Below are 15,256 nucleotides of genomic sequence, written 5' to 3' on the forward strand. Positions count from 1 at the left end.
CATGGCATTCAAACCAAACTCTTTGATCGTTCGCGTGCTTGATCGTCCCGACCCGAATGAACTGGCCCGTATCGAGGCTTTCGTCGCCGCTTCACCCGAAGGCACAGCCTTTCATCGTCCTGCATGGGTTCTGTCGGTCAGTAAGGGTTGCGGCCATGAATGGCGCTATCTTCTCGCAGAAGATGACGCCGGAGCGTTGCAGGGCATATTGCCGCTCAACCTGATACATTCGGCATTGTTCGGCCGGGCACTGGTGTCTTCCGGTTTCGCGGTAGGTGGCGGAATATTGGCCAATAATGATCAGGCCATCCGGTTGCTGGCCGACGAAGTCTGGAATTTTGCCGATCGGCACAGCTTCCCCACAGTAGAATTGCGCGGCGGACCCTCGCCGGACGACCAATGGCAGAACAAGCAGGGCGTCTATGCCGGCTTTGTCAATCCACTGGCGGAAGACGAGGAGAGCCAGCTGCTAGCGATCCCGCGCAAGCAGCGGGCGGAAATCCGCAAGGGCCTTGCGAACGAGTTGACCGTTCGCGTCGGCACCGGCGAGCAAGACCGGGCGGACCATTATGCTGTTTACGCGGAAAGCGTCCGCAATCTCGGAACGCCGGTTTTCCCAAAGGCGCTGTTCGAGGAGGTATTGGATGCATTCAGCGAGGATGCCGATATATTGACAGTGCTGCACGACGGCAAACCGGTGGCCAGTGTCTTGAGCCTTTATCACCAGCAGACCGTCATGCCTTACTGGGGTGGCGGGACATGGGATGCGCGCCGCTTCAGGGCCAATGATATCATGTATTATAGCTTGATGAATCATGCCCGCGAACGCGGATGTCACAAGTTTGACTTTGGCCGGTCCAAATATGGCACCGGCGCTTTTTCGTTCAAGAAAAACTGGGGCTTTGAACCGGAACCGCTGTCTTATGCGATACGCACCGCCGATGGTGAAGAGGCTCGCGATGTCAATCCGATGAGCCCCAAATATAAAGCGAAGATCGCGCTGTGGCAGCGTCTGCCCCTGCCGCTTGCCAATCTCGTCGGACCGATGATTGCCAAGGGCCTCGGCTGATGGGTGAAATCCTGTTTCTGGCGCATCGCGTTCCATGGCCGCCGAACCGTGGCGACAAGATCCGCTCGCATCATTTCCTGCAAAAGCTGATGGATTGCGCGCCGGTACATGTCGCCTGTTTCGCAGATGACGAGAATGAAAAACAAACCGGCTGGGATCGCAAAGCGGAACTGGCTTCGTGCGAAATAGTGGTGCGGAATAAACCCAAATGGCGGGCAGGGATTGAAGCCTTGGCTTCCGGAAAACCGGTGTCGCTGGTATCTTTCGAGAGCGTTCAAATCAGCACCTATGTTGCACAGGCGATTGATACCTGTCGGATTGACTGTATCTTCGTATTTTCCGGTCAGATGGCGCAGTTTATTCCGCCGGAATTTGCGGGCCGTGTGGTGATGGACTTTGCCGATGTCGATAGCGCGAAATTTGAAAGCTATGCGGACGAAGGTTCTGGACCAATGGCCTGGATCAATCGCCGCGAAGGACGTCTATTGCGGACCTTCGAGAAGACAGTCGCCGGACGGGCCGACCATAGCCTGTTTGTCAGCGAAGCCGAGGCGCTTTTGTTCCGACAGCGCTCGGGATTGTCAGCTGAGCAGGTGAAAGCCGTCGGCAACGGAATCGATCTGGAATTTTATGGTTCGCGGGAAGTTCAGCCAGAGGCCTCTGTAAATAATGGTCCGTTGATCCTGTTTACCGGCCAGATGGATTATCAACCGAATGTTCAGGCGGTGCAGAGTTTCAGCACCGAGGTCATGCCCAATATTCTTGCGCATTTCCCCGACGCACGATTCGCGATTGTCGGGCGGGCACCGTCGGAAAAAGTGACTCAACTCGATGGCCGAAATGGTACAATCGTGACGGGCGCGGTGGACGATATTCGCAGCTGGATCGCGGCTGCCGATGTGGTTGTGGCGCCGCTGCGAATTGCCAGAGGTATTCAGAACAAGGTTTTGGAAGCAATGGCGATGGCCAAGCCGGTGGTTGCATCGGCATGCGCTGCCGAGGGCATCGAGGCGAACGACGACGAACATTTCCTGATTGCCCAATCTGTCGCGGAAGAAGCGCGGCTGGTGTGCGATTTATTGGGAGACCCCGAACGGGCAGGGCAGCTCGGCGAGCAAGCCAGAAGTTTGATCCATTCGCATTATTCTTGGGAAACACAGCTCGTTGATTTGTCCAGCCTGTGCGGTTTCCAGAACCCCGCGATTGCGGAGGCGGTAGCATGACAAGCGCGACTGCTGACCAGATGGAAGCTACGCCAAAGCCTTCTACATCCGCTTCTGCATGGTCAAAACATCTGAAATTGCTGGCGATTGCCACATTGGCGATTCTTGCAATTTTCTGGCGAGATGGCGTGGATATGGTGCGGATATGGTGGACGATCTCCACCTATAACCACTGCCTCTTGATCGTGCCGATCCTCTATTATCTGGTGCAGCAGCGGCAGCAGGAGCTGGCGAAAATTACGCCGGAAATCTGGTTGCCGGGATTGCTCCTGACGGCTCTCGCTTCGCTGGGTTGGCTATTGGGAGAGGCGGCCGGTGTCGCCTTTGCCCGGCAACTCGGACTGTTGATGATGTTGCAGGGCGCGGTAGTGACGCTGCTTGGTCCGACGGTTGCGCGGGGGTTGATTTTTCCACTGTGCTTCAGCTTTTTCCTGGTGCCGTTCGGAGAGGAGTTTGTTCCGTTTCTGCAAATGGTGACCGCCAAATTGTCGATGGTCTTTCTGGGCTGGGCGAATATCCCGGCCTTTATCGACGGTGTCTTCATTTCGACGCCCACCGGCTATTTTGAAGTGGCCGAAGCCTGCTCCGGAATCAAGTTTCTGATCGCGATGCTCGCTTATGGCGCGCTGGTCAGCAATGTCTGCTTTCTGAGCTGGAAGCGCCGGATATTGTTCATGACCGCTGCGGTGATCGTTCCTGTGATCGCTAACGGCGTCCGTGCCTTCGGTACAATGTATATCGCCCATCATACGACGCTCGATTTCGCTGCCGGTTTCGATCATATTTTTTACGGCTGGTTCTTTTTTGCCTTCGTCCTGATCCTGGTGATGGCCATCGGCTGGCCGTTTTTTGATCGCAGGATCGACGATCCGATGATCGATGGCGATGCGTTGAGCAAAAGCCGGCCTCCACGGGCATTCCAGCAAAACCCGGTCAAGGCAATGGCCGCAATGGCCGCTCTGGTCCTCATCCCGGTGCTATGGACCTCGGTACTTGCGGCGCAGGAATCGTCCGTCCCCGATGAAATCGCACTTCCCGAAGTCACCGGTTGGGAGATCGTCGACTATCAACCGCTTTACCCATGGCGGCCGCGCTTTGACGGGTCCAGCCATCAGCTCCTCGGTCGCTACCGGAACCGGTCGACCGGCATGGAAGTGGACTTGTCGATCGCTGTCTATGACCGTCAGCAAGAAGGACGGGAGATTGTCGGTTACGGTCAGGGGGCTCTGGTCCCGAATACGCGCTGGTCGTGGAACCGTGATCTTGACGCGCCAGCGGGTGCTACTGCCGTCGAACTAATCGCGCCCGGTCCCGTGGTTCGCGATGTGGTTTCCTTTTACCGGATTGGCGGAAAGTTGACGGGTAGCGGTTCGGCGGTGAAGCTGGAAACGCTGAAGAGCAATATTCTCGGCGGCTCCCGGCAGGCGGTGGCGATACTCGTTTCGTCCGAAACAAACCGCGAAGCGTCGCCGCGCATCCCGATCGATGCTTTTCTTGCCGATCTGGGGCCGGTCGATAAAGTGGCTGACGAGATGGCGGGGCTGCGCTAGGGCGCACAATATGTGCGGAATTGCAGGTATTTTTCATCTAGAGACGGCCAAGCCGGTCGATCCCGATCGTCTGCGCAAGATGACCGACAGTCTCGGCCATCGTGGTCCGGATGGTTCGGGCATCTGGACAGCGCCAGGTGTCGGGCTTGGCCATCGCCGGCTTTCGATCATCGATCTGGAGGGCGGCGCGCAGCCGATGCTGACGCCCGACGAGGCGCAGGTGCTGAGCTTCAACGGCGAGATTTATAATTTCCGCGAAGTGCGCGCCGAACTCGAACTGCTCGGCCACCAGTTCCAGACCAGCAGCGACAGCGAAGTCATTCTTTTCGCTTGGCGGCAATGGGGCATGGAATGTCTCAAGCGGCTGAACGGCATGTTCGCCTTCGCGATATACGACCAGCGCACAAGGCAATTGTTTCTCGCCCGCGACCGTCTTGGCGTGAAGCCGCTCTTCTATGCGGCGGTGTCCGATGGCAGCATTTTGTTCGGTTCGGAACTCAAGGCCCTTCTCGCCAATCCATTATTGCGCTGCGACCCCAATATCACGGCGGTCGATGACTATTTGGCCTTTGGCTACGTGCCGGATCAGACATCGCTGCTGAAGGGCGTGAAGAAATTAGCCGCCGGGCATTATCTGCTGCTCGAGCAAGGCAAGCCGGAACCCGCGTCGGTTCAATATTGGGATATGGATTTCAGCCAGCGGAGCAAGGGATCGGCAAGGGCTCTCGAAGAAGAACTGGTCGAGCTGCTGAAACAGGCCGTAGGCTCGCGGATGATTGCCGATGTGCCGTTGGGAGCGTTTCTCTCCGGCGGGGTCGACAGCAGCGCAGTGGTCGCCCTGATGGCCGAGAATAGTCGCCGGGCGGTCAAGACCTGCTCGATCGGCTTTGACCAGCAATCGCTCGACGAGACTGGCTACGCACGTGCGATAGCGGAGCGCTTCCAGACCGATCATCGCGAGCGTATCGTGGCCTCTGATGATTTCGGTCTGATAGATACGCTGGCTGACCATTTCGACGAACCCTTTGCCGACGCCTCTGCCTTGCCGACTTACCGGGTGGCGGAACTGGCCCGCGAGACCGTGACTGTTGCACTGTCGGGAGACGGTGCGGACGAGGCGATGGCCGGATATCGACGTCATGTCTTCCACCATGGTGAAGAGCGGGTGAGGGGGCTGTTGCCGCAATCCTTCCGGGGACCGGTATTGGGCTGGCTGGGCTCTGTCTATCCCAAGGCCGACTGGGCACCGCGTCCGTTTCGTGCCAAGTCGACCTTGTTGTCGCTGGCCCGAACGGGACCGGAAGGCTATGCCGAAGCGGTTGGCGTGACGACGCCGTCGGGTCGCCGGTCAATCTATTCCGATGCGATGCGGCGCGACCTGGGAGATTATCACGCGGAGCAGCGGATGATCGACCTGATGGCAAATGCTCCGGCGCAAAATGGCCTCGACCAAGCGCAATATGCCGATATGAAAATGTGGCTGCCCGGCGATATCCTGACCAAGGTGGACCGGACCAGCATGGCGGTGGGACTAGAAGCGCGAGAGCCATTGCTTGATTACAAGCTGATGGAATTTGCCGCGAAGCTGCCGACCAATTTGCGGGTGCACAAGGGGCAGGGCAAATATCTCCTGAAAAAGTCGATGGAGCAATATCTGCCCAATGATATTCTCTACCGGCCGAAAATGGGTTTTGTCACCCCGATCGCGCAATGGTTCCGCGGACCGCTGGCCGATCAGGCACGGGATATCACCAGCGGTGGAGCTTTGGCACGCACCGGCTGGTTTGACAGCAAATCTCTGCGCAAGGTGGCGGATGACCATATTGCCGGACGTTCCGATAACAGTCGCTTATTGTGGCAGCTGCTGATGCTCGACAAGAGCCTGCAGCGCTTATTCGGCCTCTGATACCGGCGGATAAAGAGCCTCGACAAAATAGAGGCCATCCGGCGGGGCGTTGAAGCCGAGAGCGTTGCGATCCTTTGCCGCCAGCGCGTTTTTCAAGTCCGCTTTGCTCCAAGTACCGGTGCCGACCAGTTTGAGGCAGCCGACGATCGAACGCACCTGATGATGTAGGAAAGAGCGGGCGGAGACCTCGACTTCGATCTCGTCGCCGAAGCGGCTGACCGATATCCGGTCGAGCGTCTTGACCGGGCTTTGCGCCTGACAATGGGCCGATCGGAAAGTGGTGAAATCATGCTGGCCAATCAGCACCTGCGCCGCGTTGTGCATCGCTTCCGCGTCGAGAACCTGGGCGACCTGCCAGCTCAGGCCGCGATCGAAAGTCAGAGGCGCGCGACGATTGGTGATCTTGTATAGATAGCGTCGCCCCTCGCAGGCAAAGCGGGCGTGCCATTCCTCGTCGGCAATGTCACAGGCGAGCACCGCGACCGGATTGGGCCGCAATCCCGCATTGATGCCTTCACGCAACCGGAAGGGCGTCAGCTTGGTATCAAGATCGAAATGGGCGCGCATCGCCAGCGCGTGGACGCCTGCATCAGTTCTTCCTGCGGCAAAGACCCGTACCGTCTGGCCGGTGATTTTCCTGATCGACTCTTCGACCGCCTGCTGGACGCTGGGGCCGTGATCCTGATGCTGCCAACCCATGAACGGACGACCATCATATTCCAGAGTGAGGACAAAGCGGGTCATTGCAATTTGGTCCCTGCAGGAATTTTCGTTCCGTTGAGGAAGGATTTGAGTTCCATCGCCGGCTTGCCGGCTTTTTGAACGACTTTGGGCTGGATCGATCCGGTGCCGCAGCCGATCAGAAGCTGATCGTCCAATATTGTGCCGGCCGGTCCTGTCGTTTCGCTGACCTGCGCTTCGAGAATACGATACCGGTTGCTCTGATATTCGAAAAAGGCGCCCGGTTGAGGATTATAGGCACGTATCTGGCGTTCGACCTGATCTGCCGACTGGCTGAAATCAAGCCGCGCGTCCTGTTTCTCGATCTTCTTCGCATATGTGGCAAGCGCATCAACTTGCGCCTCCGGTGGATATCCCGTTGGTGAGGCGAGATATTGAACCATCAGTGCGGCACCCGTATCGGCCAATTCGTCAGTCAGTTCGCCAGCGGTTTTACCGTTGACCGCTGTTGCCGCCTTGAGCAGCATCGGTCCGGTGTCGAGCCCCGCCTCCATCTGCATGATGGTGATGCCGGTCTCCATATCTCCCGCGAGGATCGCTCGCTGCACGGGAGCCGCGCCACGCCAGCGGGGGAGCAGCGAGCCGTGAATATTGAGACATCCCGTCTTCGGTGCGTCGAGAATCGCCTGTGGCAGGATGAGACCGTAAGCGGCGACGATTGCTACATCGAGATCGAGCGCGGCAAAGGCGGCTTGCTCCGCTTCGTCTTTGAGGGAAATCGGAGTCCTTACGGGTAACCCCAGATTCTCCGCCAGTTTCTGGATTGGCGAGGGGCTAAGCTGCTTCCCGCGTCCGGCGCGGCGCGGGGGCTGCGAGTAGACCGCAATAATTTCATGTCCGGCATCGTGCAGCGCTTGCAGCGCAGGAACGGCAAAATCCGGGGTTCCCATAAAGGCTAGGCGCATAAAATCTCGCTTGTGTGTGGCCAAACTATAGCTAAGTTCTTGGCAGGTGACGGAATATGTCCCTAAAGGTCAAATCATGGCATCGCAAGAGATCGAAAATCTGGTTCAGGCCCTGGCCAAACTTCCCGGGCTCGGTCCGCGTTCGGCGCGGCGGGCGGTATTATATCTGCTGAAACGTCCGGAAACGGCAATGAAGCCGATATTGGCGGCTATGACGATGGTCGAGGAACGGCTCGTAACCTGCGGCATTTGCGGCAATGTCGATACGCAGGACCCCTGCCAGATCTGCAATGACCCGCGCCGCGATGCAAAGGCGCTTTGCGTGGTTGAAGAAGTTTCCGACCTCTGGGCGCTGGACAAATCACGGCTGTTCCCCGGAAAATTCCATGTGCTCGGCGGGCGATTGTCGGCACTGGACGGGGTAAGACCGGAAGACATCGCGATCGACAAATTGATCAAGCGTGTCGAGGAGGGCGGGATTGACGAAGTCGTTCTGGCTATGAATGCGACTCTGGAAGGCCAGACGACCGCCCATTATATCGCAGAACGCCTCGAAAATTATCCGCTGCGGCTCAGCCAGCTGTCCCATGGCATACCGGTGGGAGGAGAGCTGGATTATCTGGATGAAGGCACGCTGGCACAGGCGCTGCGTTCGCGGCGGCCGGTCAATCAGGATTAACGCGATATGCCATCGCGGTTTCGAACCGCATCGTGAACCAGAAATTAGCGCATGATAATTGTGTCTTAGCGGCCACAGCCGACTGGACGAGCGACAAATCCTGGTTGATGAATATATGTGGAAAGCGCTGATTTTGGCGCTTTTTTCCGTTGGTTAAGCAAGCGATTGAACACCCTTGACGCAGCGGCAGTATGACGACCACTATGTAGCCAATAAAAATAAAAAGTTAGTCCTCCCCAAGAAGGCAATGAGACTAACAATCAGGAGAGAGTATATTATGAAATTGGCATTGAATCTATCTGCTTGCGCGTTCGCACTTGCAGCCGTCGCCACGGCCCCCGTCTATGCGCAGTCGCAATCGGAGGCGACTGACCAGGTCGATGAAACCGTCGACAGCAACGTAATCGTCGTAACCGCACAGGGCCGGGCTCAGGTCTTGTCCGACGTGCCGGTTGCCATCTCGGCTATTGGTGCGGAGCAATTGCAACAGAGCGGCACCAGCGATATTCGTGAGCTCAATCAGCTTGCGCCTTCATTGCTCGTCTCTTCAACCGGCAACGAAGCGAACGGCTCTGCCCGTATTCGCGGTATTGGTACGGTTGGTGACAACCCCGGCCTGGAAAGCTCGGTCGCTGTGTTCATCGATGGCGTTTATCGCTCGAGAAGCGGTAATGCGCTGAGTGAACTCGGCCCGATTGACCGGATCGAAATTCTGCGTGGCCCGCAAGGAACGCTTGGCGGACGCAACTCTTCTGCCGGTATGATCAGCATCACCACGGCAGCTCCAGAATTCCGGTTTTCAGGACATGCGTCCGCCACTTACGGCAATTATGACCAGCTTCGCCTGGAAGGCGGCATCAACGGCCCGTTGAGCGATACGATCGCCGCCCGCATTGATGGGGTCTATCTGAAGCGAGACGGCTTTTACAACGATGTGGTGAACGGAACCGACGTCAATAATAAGGACCGCTATCTGGTTCGTGGGCAGTTGCTGTTTGAACCAAATGACGGCCTGAGCATCCGCGTTATCGGGGACTATTCCAAGAAGGACGAGTCCTGCTGTGCAGCGACATTCGTCCAGCCTGAATTTGCTCAGCAGGCAAGAGTGGGCGCGGGACTTGATCCCTTTTCGGTTCCGCCACCTGGCGCACCGGCTCTGACGAGTACGCAAAATCCGATCATTCCGGTGCTTTTGGCATTGGGTCAAAACAACAACGCACTTACGCAGAGTACATTTAACCGGGATATCTATGTCACGCCGGGGCGTTCCTATGCGGGCGAGACTGAAGATTTCGGTGCTTCGGTCGAGGTCAATGCCGAACTGGGTAACATGAACCTGACGTCGATTACTGGATATCGTGAATATTCCAACTTTCAGGCCTCGGACACGGATTACACGCAGGTCGACATTCTCTATCGCGAGCCGAATGAAAATGCCGGCGCCCGGGAATTCAAGACCTTCACCCAGGAATTGCGGCTGCAGGGTTCGGCTTTCGATGACAAGCTGGACTGGTTGATCGGTGGTTTTTATGCCAACGAAAAACTGGAAACGCGCGACAATATTCGCTTCGGCACGCAATATGGTGCCTTCGCGCCATGCCGGATCGTCAACGCGGTTAATCCTGCCCTCGCGTCGCCAACCAGCACAGGCTGTCTGAGCGCCGGTGGCCGAGCCGCATTAGCTGGCGCGTTCGGTGCCGCTACGCCCTTGATTTTTGCCGGTCTGGATAATTTGGCCACGATCAACGACCGGGGAACTGTGCTCGATGTCTACAACCAGAAAAGCGAGAATTTTGCGTTTTTCACCCACAATATCTTCCACATTTCCGACAAGCTCGATCTAACCCTTGGCCTGCGTTATACCAATGAAACGAAGGATTTTAACGCTGCCTTTACCAACGACAATACGATGTGCCCTACACAACGCGCATTGTTCACGCCGTTGCTCGGAGGACCACTTGGTGGATTGGCAGCCGGTCTTATCGGTCTGTCATGTCAGGGTAATTCAACATCCGAACTGGACGGCGTTACGCTAAGCGACAGCCGGAGCGAGAATGAATTTACCGGTACGGCCATCCTGTCCTACAAGCCAACTGAGGATCTGCTGCTTTATGGTAGCTACTCGCGCGGTTACAAGGCAGGCGGCTTCAACCTTGACCGGTCTGCGTTGACCAGTTCAACTCTGGCCAATCCGGCGTTGACGGGTGATACTGCCAATCTCCAGTTTGACCAGGAGACGGTAGATGCCTTTGAAATTGGTGCCAAATACTCGACCCGCGAATTTTCGTTGAGCGTTGCTGCTTTCCGTCAGCAATTCCAGAATTTCCAGCTCAACACGTTCAACGGCTCCGTTTTCCTCGTTCAGAATATCAATGGCTGTAGCGATGATCTCGGCGGTGCGGATAGCGATGCCGACGGCACAACCGGCAACTGTGCTGCTGACAATGTCAAATATGGCGTTGTTGCACAGGGCATCGAACTGGAAGCGTCGATCAATCCGGTCAGACATGTCAACGTCTCTATGGGCCTGACATATACCGACACCAGCTATGAAAATGATCTGGTTGGTCGCGATAACGGAACCGCGCTGGATCCTGCTTTGCGCCTGCTTCCAGGTGACAATCTGTCCAACGCGCCTGAAATCACAGCAACGGCGTCTCTGTCCTATACTCCGCCAATCGGAAATAGCGGACTGACCGGCTTGTTCTATGTGAATGCGCGTACGACCAGCGACTATAACACCGGCTCGGATTTGCTTTATGGCAAGGAACAGGACGGATTTACGCTGGTAAATGCACGTATCGGTATCCGCGGTCCTGATGACAAATGGGCAATTGAAGGTTGGGCACAAAATCTGTTCAACATCAATTATTCGCAGGTTGCGTTCAACACGCCATTTGTCGCATCGCAGCAGACCTATTCGGCGTTCCTTGCGGAGCCAAGAACCTATGGCCTCACGGTGCGTACCCGCTTCTAAACCAAGCGATAGCCTCTGAATAAGAAAAGGTGTGCGGTTCAGATAATGAACCGCACACCTTTTTATTTGTACTGCCATTGCCTGCTGCTGCACAATATGCGCTATCGCAGCGGGTGGAGATGTTTTTGAATTTTGCCGGATATTCGGGCCGGATGGTAAACACACTCCTGCGCTGCTTGACGAATCCAGGCAAAATCCCTAAATTTGCACCATGGCTATTTTACCGATCCTTGAAGTTCCCGATCCGCGGCTGAAAACTGTTTCAGAACCGGTCACCGAGTTTGACGACGCGCTCAGAACGCTGATCGCTGACATGTTCGAAACCATGTATGATGCGCCGGGCATTGGTCTGGCCGCGATTCAGGTTGGTGTGCCCAAACGGATATTGGTTATCGACCTTCAGGAGCCGGTCGAGCATGACCATGATCACGAACATGGCGAACATTGCCATCATGAGCAGGAAGTCATCCGTGATCCGCGCGTCTTCATCAATCCCGAGATTCTCGATCCGTCGGAAGATGTGAATGTCTATAGCGAGGGATGCCTTTCGGTACCCGACCAATATGCGGATGTCGAGCGGCCCGCCGCCATCACCGCGCGCTGGCAGGACGAGACCGGCAAGCAGCATGGAGAACAGATCGAGGGGCTTCTCGCTACCTGCCTGCAGCACGAGATGGACCATCTCGAAGGCATATTGTTCATCGATCATCTGTCGCGCCTGAAACGCCAGATGGTGCTGAAGAAGCTCGCGAAATTGCGTAAGGAACACGGGATCGCGGCCTAACCGTCGCCAGTCAAATCCGGCATTAGGTCTATTGCCTATTACGGGAAACGCTTCTAAGTTCTCTTTTCGTTCTTATCGGAAAGTGAGTTAATTTGGACCCCATCATTGTCATCATCGTCATCGTCATCGCTCTTCTGGGCGGTCTGGCGCTGGGCTGGTTTATTGGCGGCAAGCCGGCGAAGGATGCAGCGCAGGCTACCAGAGATGCGGTGCAAGCGGCCAAAGAGGCCGCGCAGGCGACCGATGCATTGCGGATCACGCTGGATGGCGTGCGCGACGAGCGCGATGCGGCGAAGACCGAACTGGCGGCGTTGCAAGCCGATGCCCGCAATCATGACAAGCAGATGCAGCAGCTGATGGAAGCGAAAGAGGCTTTGTCAGCGCAATTTTCCGAAATTGGTGCCAAAATGCTGGAGACGGCCCAGCGGCAGTTTCTCGAGCGGGCGGACCAGCGCTTTGACCAGGCCAATGAAAAGGGCGGCGAGAAAATCGCCAAACTGCTGCAGCCGGTTAGAGAAAGATTGACGGCTTACGAGGAGAGTATTCGCAAAATCGAAAAAGAACGCTCTGAGTCATATGCCGATATAAAAGCAACTGTAGAACAGGTTAGGCAGGGGCAGGATAGGGTACAGCAGGAAGCAGCGCGGCTTGTCAATTCGTTGCGCAATGCCCCAAAATCACGGGGCCGCTGGGGGGAGCAACAGCTCAAGAATGTGCTCGAAACATGTGGTCTTGCTGAGCATACCGATTTTCATATGGAAGTCAGTATCGAAACTGATGAAGGGCGTTTACGCCCCGATGCGATAGTTAGAATACCGGGGGGACGTTCACTAATCATTGATGCGAAAGTTTCATTAAATGATTATCAGGACGCCTTTGCGGCGGAAAATGAATCAGATAAAAAGAATGCGCTGGATCGGCATTGTCTGTCGATGAAAGCGCACATCAACGCTCTGGGTGCAAAGTCATATCAAACTCAATTTGACACTGCTCCCGACTATGTGATCATGTTTGTGCCTGGCGAACATTTTCTCGCGGCAGCGCTTGATCACGATCCGAACCTTTGGAATAATGCTTTTGATAAAAAGATTCTGTTGGCAACGCCAACTAATCTCGTAGCCATTGCGAGAACCGTCGCATCCGTTTGGCAACAGGAGTCACTTAATGCCAATGCTGCCGAGATCGCAGTCTTGGGTAAAGAGATGCACGAAAGGTTAGCAAAGGCAGCAGAAGACCTACAAAAAGTTGGCACCCATTTAGGGCGTGCCGTTACAAGCTACAACGGTTTTGCCAATAGTTTCCAAAGCCGACTCATTGCCACCGGTAGGAAATTCGAAGCTCTGGAAGTAGAGCAGGGCAAAAGAGAGCTATCCGACATCGAACTTGTCGAAGCGCTACCGCGCTACAGCGATGCAGTGACCGAAAAACTGATCGAAGATGACCGGGAAATCGGCGAAAAAGCTGCGGAATAGACCTTAGGGCGGTCCATCCGCTGTTTCGGTAATGGCGCCGCCACAACCGTTCAATGTGCCATTCTCGCTGGCCTCTATCTTCACCGTGTCGGCATAGCTGCGATCGCTCATGCCATCGCTGCATGTTTCGCCGCTGGTGACATAGATATTGATATTGTGACTGTCGGAAAAGCCTTTGACTTCCCATCCGCTGTCGGTCTTTTTCATGCGCTGAACCGGAAGCGTGAAGTCATTGCCGCTCTGGGTGGTCAAAGCGATATTGTCGCCCGTTATGTCGACCCGCCAGCCCGGTTCGGTGCCGATGGCACTATAGTCACCCAGTTTTTCCTCGACTACCGGTTCTGCAGCAGGCTCGTCACAGGCCGAAAGCGTCAATGCGGCGAGCGATGAAAGCAATATTATATTTTTCATATTTTTCCCCTCCGCTGTGAAATGTAACATAGCAATGAGGGGAAGGCTATTTATCTCTTTCGGCTCTGATTTAGCACTTCATAGGCCATCACCGATGCCGCGACGGCGGCGTTCAGGCTGTCGGCCTTGCCCATCATCGGCATTTTGACAAGGGTGTCGCAGGCGGCTTCATAGTCCTCCGGCAGTCCCTGCGCTTCGTTGCCGATCAGCAGGAAGGTCGGTTGCTTGTACAGCACCGACTGATAATCATTCTCGGTGTTGAGACTCGTTCCGACCAGCTCGCCCGGACCGCTGCGCAGCCAGGACAGAAATTCCGGCCAGCGTGCCTGCGCGATCTGCTGGGTGAAAATAGCCCCCATGCTGGCGCGCACCGCCTCGACCGAGAAGGGATCGACGCAGTCGTCAATCAGGATCAGTCCGCCAGCCCCAACCGCGTCACCGGTCCGCAAGATCGTGCCGAGATTGCCGGGATCCCGCAGCGCTTGTGCCACCAGCCAGATATTCGAGCCGGATCGATCAAGATCTTCGAGCGCGACCGGATGATCGGGGTAAATGCCAATAATCGACTGGGGATTGGACTTTCCGGAGAGCTTGGCAATGATTGCCTCGCTGGTTTCGATGACGTCGCCACCGGCGGCCACGGTTGCTTCCTCCATTTTCCGGGCGAGGGGATGAAGCTCGGTGCCTTCGACAACCACCAGTATTTTCGGAGTTCTGCCGCTGTCCAGCGCCTCCGCTAAGATCCGGAGCCCTTCGGCAAGGAACAGCCCTTCCCGTTTGCGGTGTTTCTTCTCGCGCAGGCTCCTGAGCCGCTTGATCGTCGGATTGGAAAAGCCGGTAATCTGGTGGCGCATGACTTCAGTCTTCACCAAAGCCGTCGACAACCAGACCGGTCAGTTTCTCGAGCGCGCTTTCAGCCTGTTCACCGGAAACAATGATTTCGATGCTGTCGCCCTTGGCCGCACCGAGCATCATCAGGCCCATGATCGACATGCCGGTGACTTCGGTACCATCCTTCGCCACTTTTACGTCCAGATCGTCGGGCAATTTGCTGACATAGGTGACAAATTTCGCGCTCGCTCTTGCGTGCAGCCCCCGGCTATTTGTGATCTCGACGGTTTTGCGAAATTCGCTCACGCATCGCTTCCCAATATTTCGGAAGCGACGCTGATATATTTCTGTCCGGCTTCCTTGGCTGCAGCGATTGCGGCAGTGATTTTCATCGACTTGCGCGCGCCGTCGAGGCGGATGAGCATCGGCAGATTGACACCGGCGATGACTTCGACCTTGCCTTTTTCCATCAGGGAAATGGCAAGATTCGACGGCGTACCACCGAACAGGTCTGTCAAAATGATGACGCCTTCACCAGAATCCACTTTCGCTATGCAATCCGCAATTTCCTGACGACGTTCTTCCATATCATCACGCGCACCAATGCCGATCGCTGCGATCGCCTTTTGCGCGCCGACGACATGTTCCATCGCGATGACAAATTCCGTTGCCAGATGCCCGTGTGTTACGAGAACCAACCCAATCATG

14 protein-coding genes are annotated in these 15,256 nt (G+C 56.0%); 8 read left to right on the forward strand and 6 right to left on the reverse strand.

Translation table 11 applies throughout. From position 1 onward, the window contains the following. The first annotated feature begins 1 nt into the window (after window position 1). Genes AACZ86_RS05990 through AACZ86_RS06005 form a run of 4 tightly spaced genes read left to right on the forward strand, consistent with a single transcriptional unit; the run spans window position 2 to window position 5,748 of the window. Window positions 2-1,069 carry a FemAB family XrtA/PEP-CTERM system-associated protein gene (locus tag AACZ86_RS05990; RefSeq protein ID WP_339690333.1) on the forward strand — a complete coding sequence of 356 codons (1,068 nt, stop codon included), beginning with the start codon at window positions 2-4 and terminating at the stop codon, window positions 1,067-1,069. After that, window positions 1,069-2,292 carry a TIGR03087 family PEP-CTERM/XrtA system glycosyltransferase gene (locus tag AACZ86_RS05995; protein ID WP_339690335.1) on the forward strand — a complete coding sequence of 408 codons (1,224 nt, stop codon included), beginning with the start codon at window positions 1,069-1,071 and terminating at the stop codon, window positions 2,290-2,292. Before AACZ86_RS05990 ends, AACZ86_RS05995 begins: the two co-directional genes overlap by 1 nt. Continuing rightward, a complete protein-coding gene (gene xrtA, locus AACZ86_RS06000; RefSeq protein WP_339690337.1) occupies window positions 2,289-3,842 on the forward strand; it encodes an exosortase A in 1,554 nt (517 codons plus the stop codon). The genes AACZ86_RS05995 and xrtA overlap by 4 nt, the downstream gene beginning before the upstream one ends. 10 nt (window positions 3,843-3,852) lie before the next feature. After that, entirely contained in the window at window positions 3,853-5,748 is a 1,896-nt protein-coding gene (locus tag AACZ86_RS06005; RefSeq protein ID WP_339690339.1) for an XrtA/PEP-CTERM system amidotransferase, read from the forward strand. Here AACZ86_RS06005 and truA read toward each other — a convergent pair. Together truA and fmt are read right to left on the reverse strand one after the other, a co-directional pair. Then, the gene (truA, locus tag AACZ86_RS06010) at window positions 5,734-6,492 is read right to left on the reverse strand and encodes a tRNA pseudouridine(38-40) synthase TruA (protein ID WP_339690341.1); all 759 of its coding nucleotides are present in this window, start codon (window positions 6,490-6,492) and stop codon (window positions 5,734-5,736) included. The two genes, AACZ86_RS06005 and truA, sit on opposite strands and share 15 nt — an antisense overlap. Continuing rightward, a complete protein-coding gene (gene fmt, locus AACZ86_RS06015) occupies window positions 6,489-7,394 on the reverse strand; it encodes a methionyl-tRNA formyltransferase (RefSeq protein ID WP_339690343.1) in 906 nt (301 codons plus the stop codon). Before fmt ends, truA begins: the two co-directional genes overlap by 4 nt. Window positions 7,395-7,470: 76 nt before the next feature. Between fmt and recR the strand changes: the two genes are divergently transcribed. The 4 genes from recR (at window position 7,471) to rmuC (ending at window position 13,306) form a co-directional block, all read left to right on the forward strand. Next, window positions 7,471-8,073, forward strand: a complete 603-nt coding sequence (recR, locus tag AACZ86_RS06020; protein ID WP_339690345.1) for a recombination mediator RecR — start codon at window positions 7,471-7,473, stop codon at window positions 8,071-8,073. Window positions 8,074-8,350: 277 nt separating this feature from the next. Beyond that, the gene (locus AACZ86_RS06025; RefSeq protein ID WP_339690346.1) at window positions 8,351-11,050 is read left to right on the forward strand and encodes a TonB-dependent receptor; all 2,700 of its coding nucleotides are present in this window, start codon (window positions 8,351-8,353) and stop codon (window positions 11,048-11,050) included. Window positions 11,051-11,261: 211 nt separating this feature from the next. Next, a complete protein-coding gene (def, locus tag AACZ86_RS06030) occupies window positions 11,262-11,834 on the forward strand; it encodes a peptide deformylase (RefSeq protein WP_339690349.1) in 573 nt (190 codons plus the stop codon). 92 nt (window positions 11,835-11,926) lie between these two features. Then, window positions 11,927-13,306 (forward strand): DNA recombination protein RmuC, encoded by a 1,380-nt coding sequence (rmuC, locus tag AACZ86_RS06035; RefSeq protein ID WP_339690352.1) that lies wholly within the window; start codon window positions 11,927-11,929, stop codon window positions 13,304-13,306. Window positions 13,307-13,309: 3 nt separating this feature from the next. Here rmuC and AACZ86_RS06040 read toward each other — a convergent pair whose 3' ends face one another. Genes AACZ86_RS06040 through AACZ86_RS06055 form a run of 4 tightly spaced genes read right to left on the reverse strand, consistent with a single transcriptional unit; the run spans window position 13,310 to window position 15,255 of the window. Further along, window positions 13,310-13,717: a hypothetical protein gene (locus AACZ86_RS06040; protein WP_339690354.1), complete on the reverse strand. Its 408-nt coding sequence runs from the start codon at window positions 13,715-13,717 to the stop codon at window positions 13,310-13,312. Window positions 13,718-13,767: 50 nt separating this feature from the next. Then, a complete protein-coding gene (locus AACZ86_RS06045; RefSeq protein ID WP_339690785.1) occupies window positions 13,768-14,571 on the reverse strand; it encodes an RNA methyltransferase in 804 nt (267 codons plus the stop codon). A 4-nt stretch (window positions 14,572-14,575) separates the two neighbouring features. After that, on the reverse strand, window positions 14,576-14,854 hold the full coding sequence (locus AACZ86_RS06050) for an HPr family phosphocarrier protein (RefSeq protein ID WP_339690356.1): 279 nt from the start codon (window positions 14,852-14,854) through the stop codon (window positions 14,576-14,578). After that, window positions 14,851-15,255, reverse strand: coding sequence for a PTS sugar transporter subunit IIA (locus AACZ86_RS06055; RefSeq protein WP_339690359.1), 405 nt, complete (start codon window positions 15,253-15,255; stop codon window positions 14,851-14,853). Before AACZ86_RS06055 ends, AACZ86_RS06050 begins: the two co-directional genes overlap by 4 nt. Window position 15,256: the final 1 nt, after the last annotated feature.

The sequence above is a fragment of the uncultured Parasphingorhabdus sp. genome, from assembly GCF_963975735.1.
In the GTDB taxonomy this organism is placed as follows: Bacteria; Pseudomonadota; Alphaproteobacteria; order Sphingomonadales; family Sphingomonadaceae; genus Parasphingorhabdus.

Excerpts from the sequence above, each read along its gene's own strand:
- def (WP_339690349.1), top strand. The coding sequence starts at position 11,262 with ATGGCTATTTTACCGATCCTTGAAGTTCCCGATCCGCGGCTGAAAACT.
- AACZ86_RS05995 (WP_339690335.1), top strand. The coding sequence starts at position 1,069 with ATGGGTGAAATCCTGTTTCTGGCGCATCGCGTTCCATGGCCGCCGAAC.
- AACZ86_RS06045 (WP_339690785.1), bottom strand. The coding sequence starts at position 14,571 with ATGCGCCACCAGATTACCGGCTTTTCCAATCCGACGATCAAGCGGCTC.
- xrtA (WP_339690337.1), top strand. The coding sequence starts at position 2,289 with ATGACAAGCGCGACTGCTGACCAGATGGAAGCTACGCCAAAGCCTTCT.
- AACZ86_RS06055 (WP_339690359.1), bottom strand. The coding sequence starts at position 15,255 with ATGATTGGGTTGGTTCTCGTAACACACGGGCATCTGGCAACGGAATTT.
- recR (WP_339690345.1), top strand. The coding sequence starts at position 7,471 with ATGGCATCGCAAGAGATCGAAAATCTGGTTCAGGCCCTGGCCAAACTT.
- fmt (WP_339690343.1), bottom strand. The coding sequence starts at position 7,394 with ATGCGCCTAGCCTTTATGGGAACCCCGGATTTTGCCGTTCCTGCGCTG.
- AACZ86_RS06040 (WP_339690354.1), bottom strand. The coding sequence starts at position 13,717 with ATGAAAAATATAATATTGCTTTCATCGCTCGCCGCATTGACGCTTTCG.
- AACZ86_RS05990 (WP_339690333.1), top strand. The coding sequence starts at position 2 with ATGGCATTCAAACCAAACTCTTTGATCGTTCGCGTGCTTGATCGTCCC.
- AACZ86_RS06025 (WP_339690346.1), top strand. The coding sequence starts at position 8,351 with ATGAAATTGGCATTGAATCTATCTGCTTGCGCGTTCGCACTTGCAGCC.
- truA (WP_339690341.1), bottom strand. The coding sequence starts at position 6,492 with ATGACCCGCTTTGTCCTCACTCTGGAATATGATGGTCGTCCGTTCATG.
- AACZ86_RS06005 (WP_339690339.1), top strand. The coding sequence starts at position 3,853 with ATGTGCGGAATTGCAGGTATTTTTCATCTAGAGACGGCCAAGCCGGTC.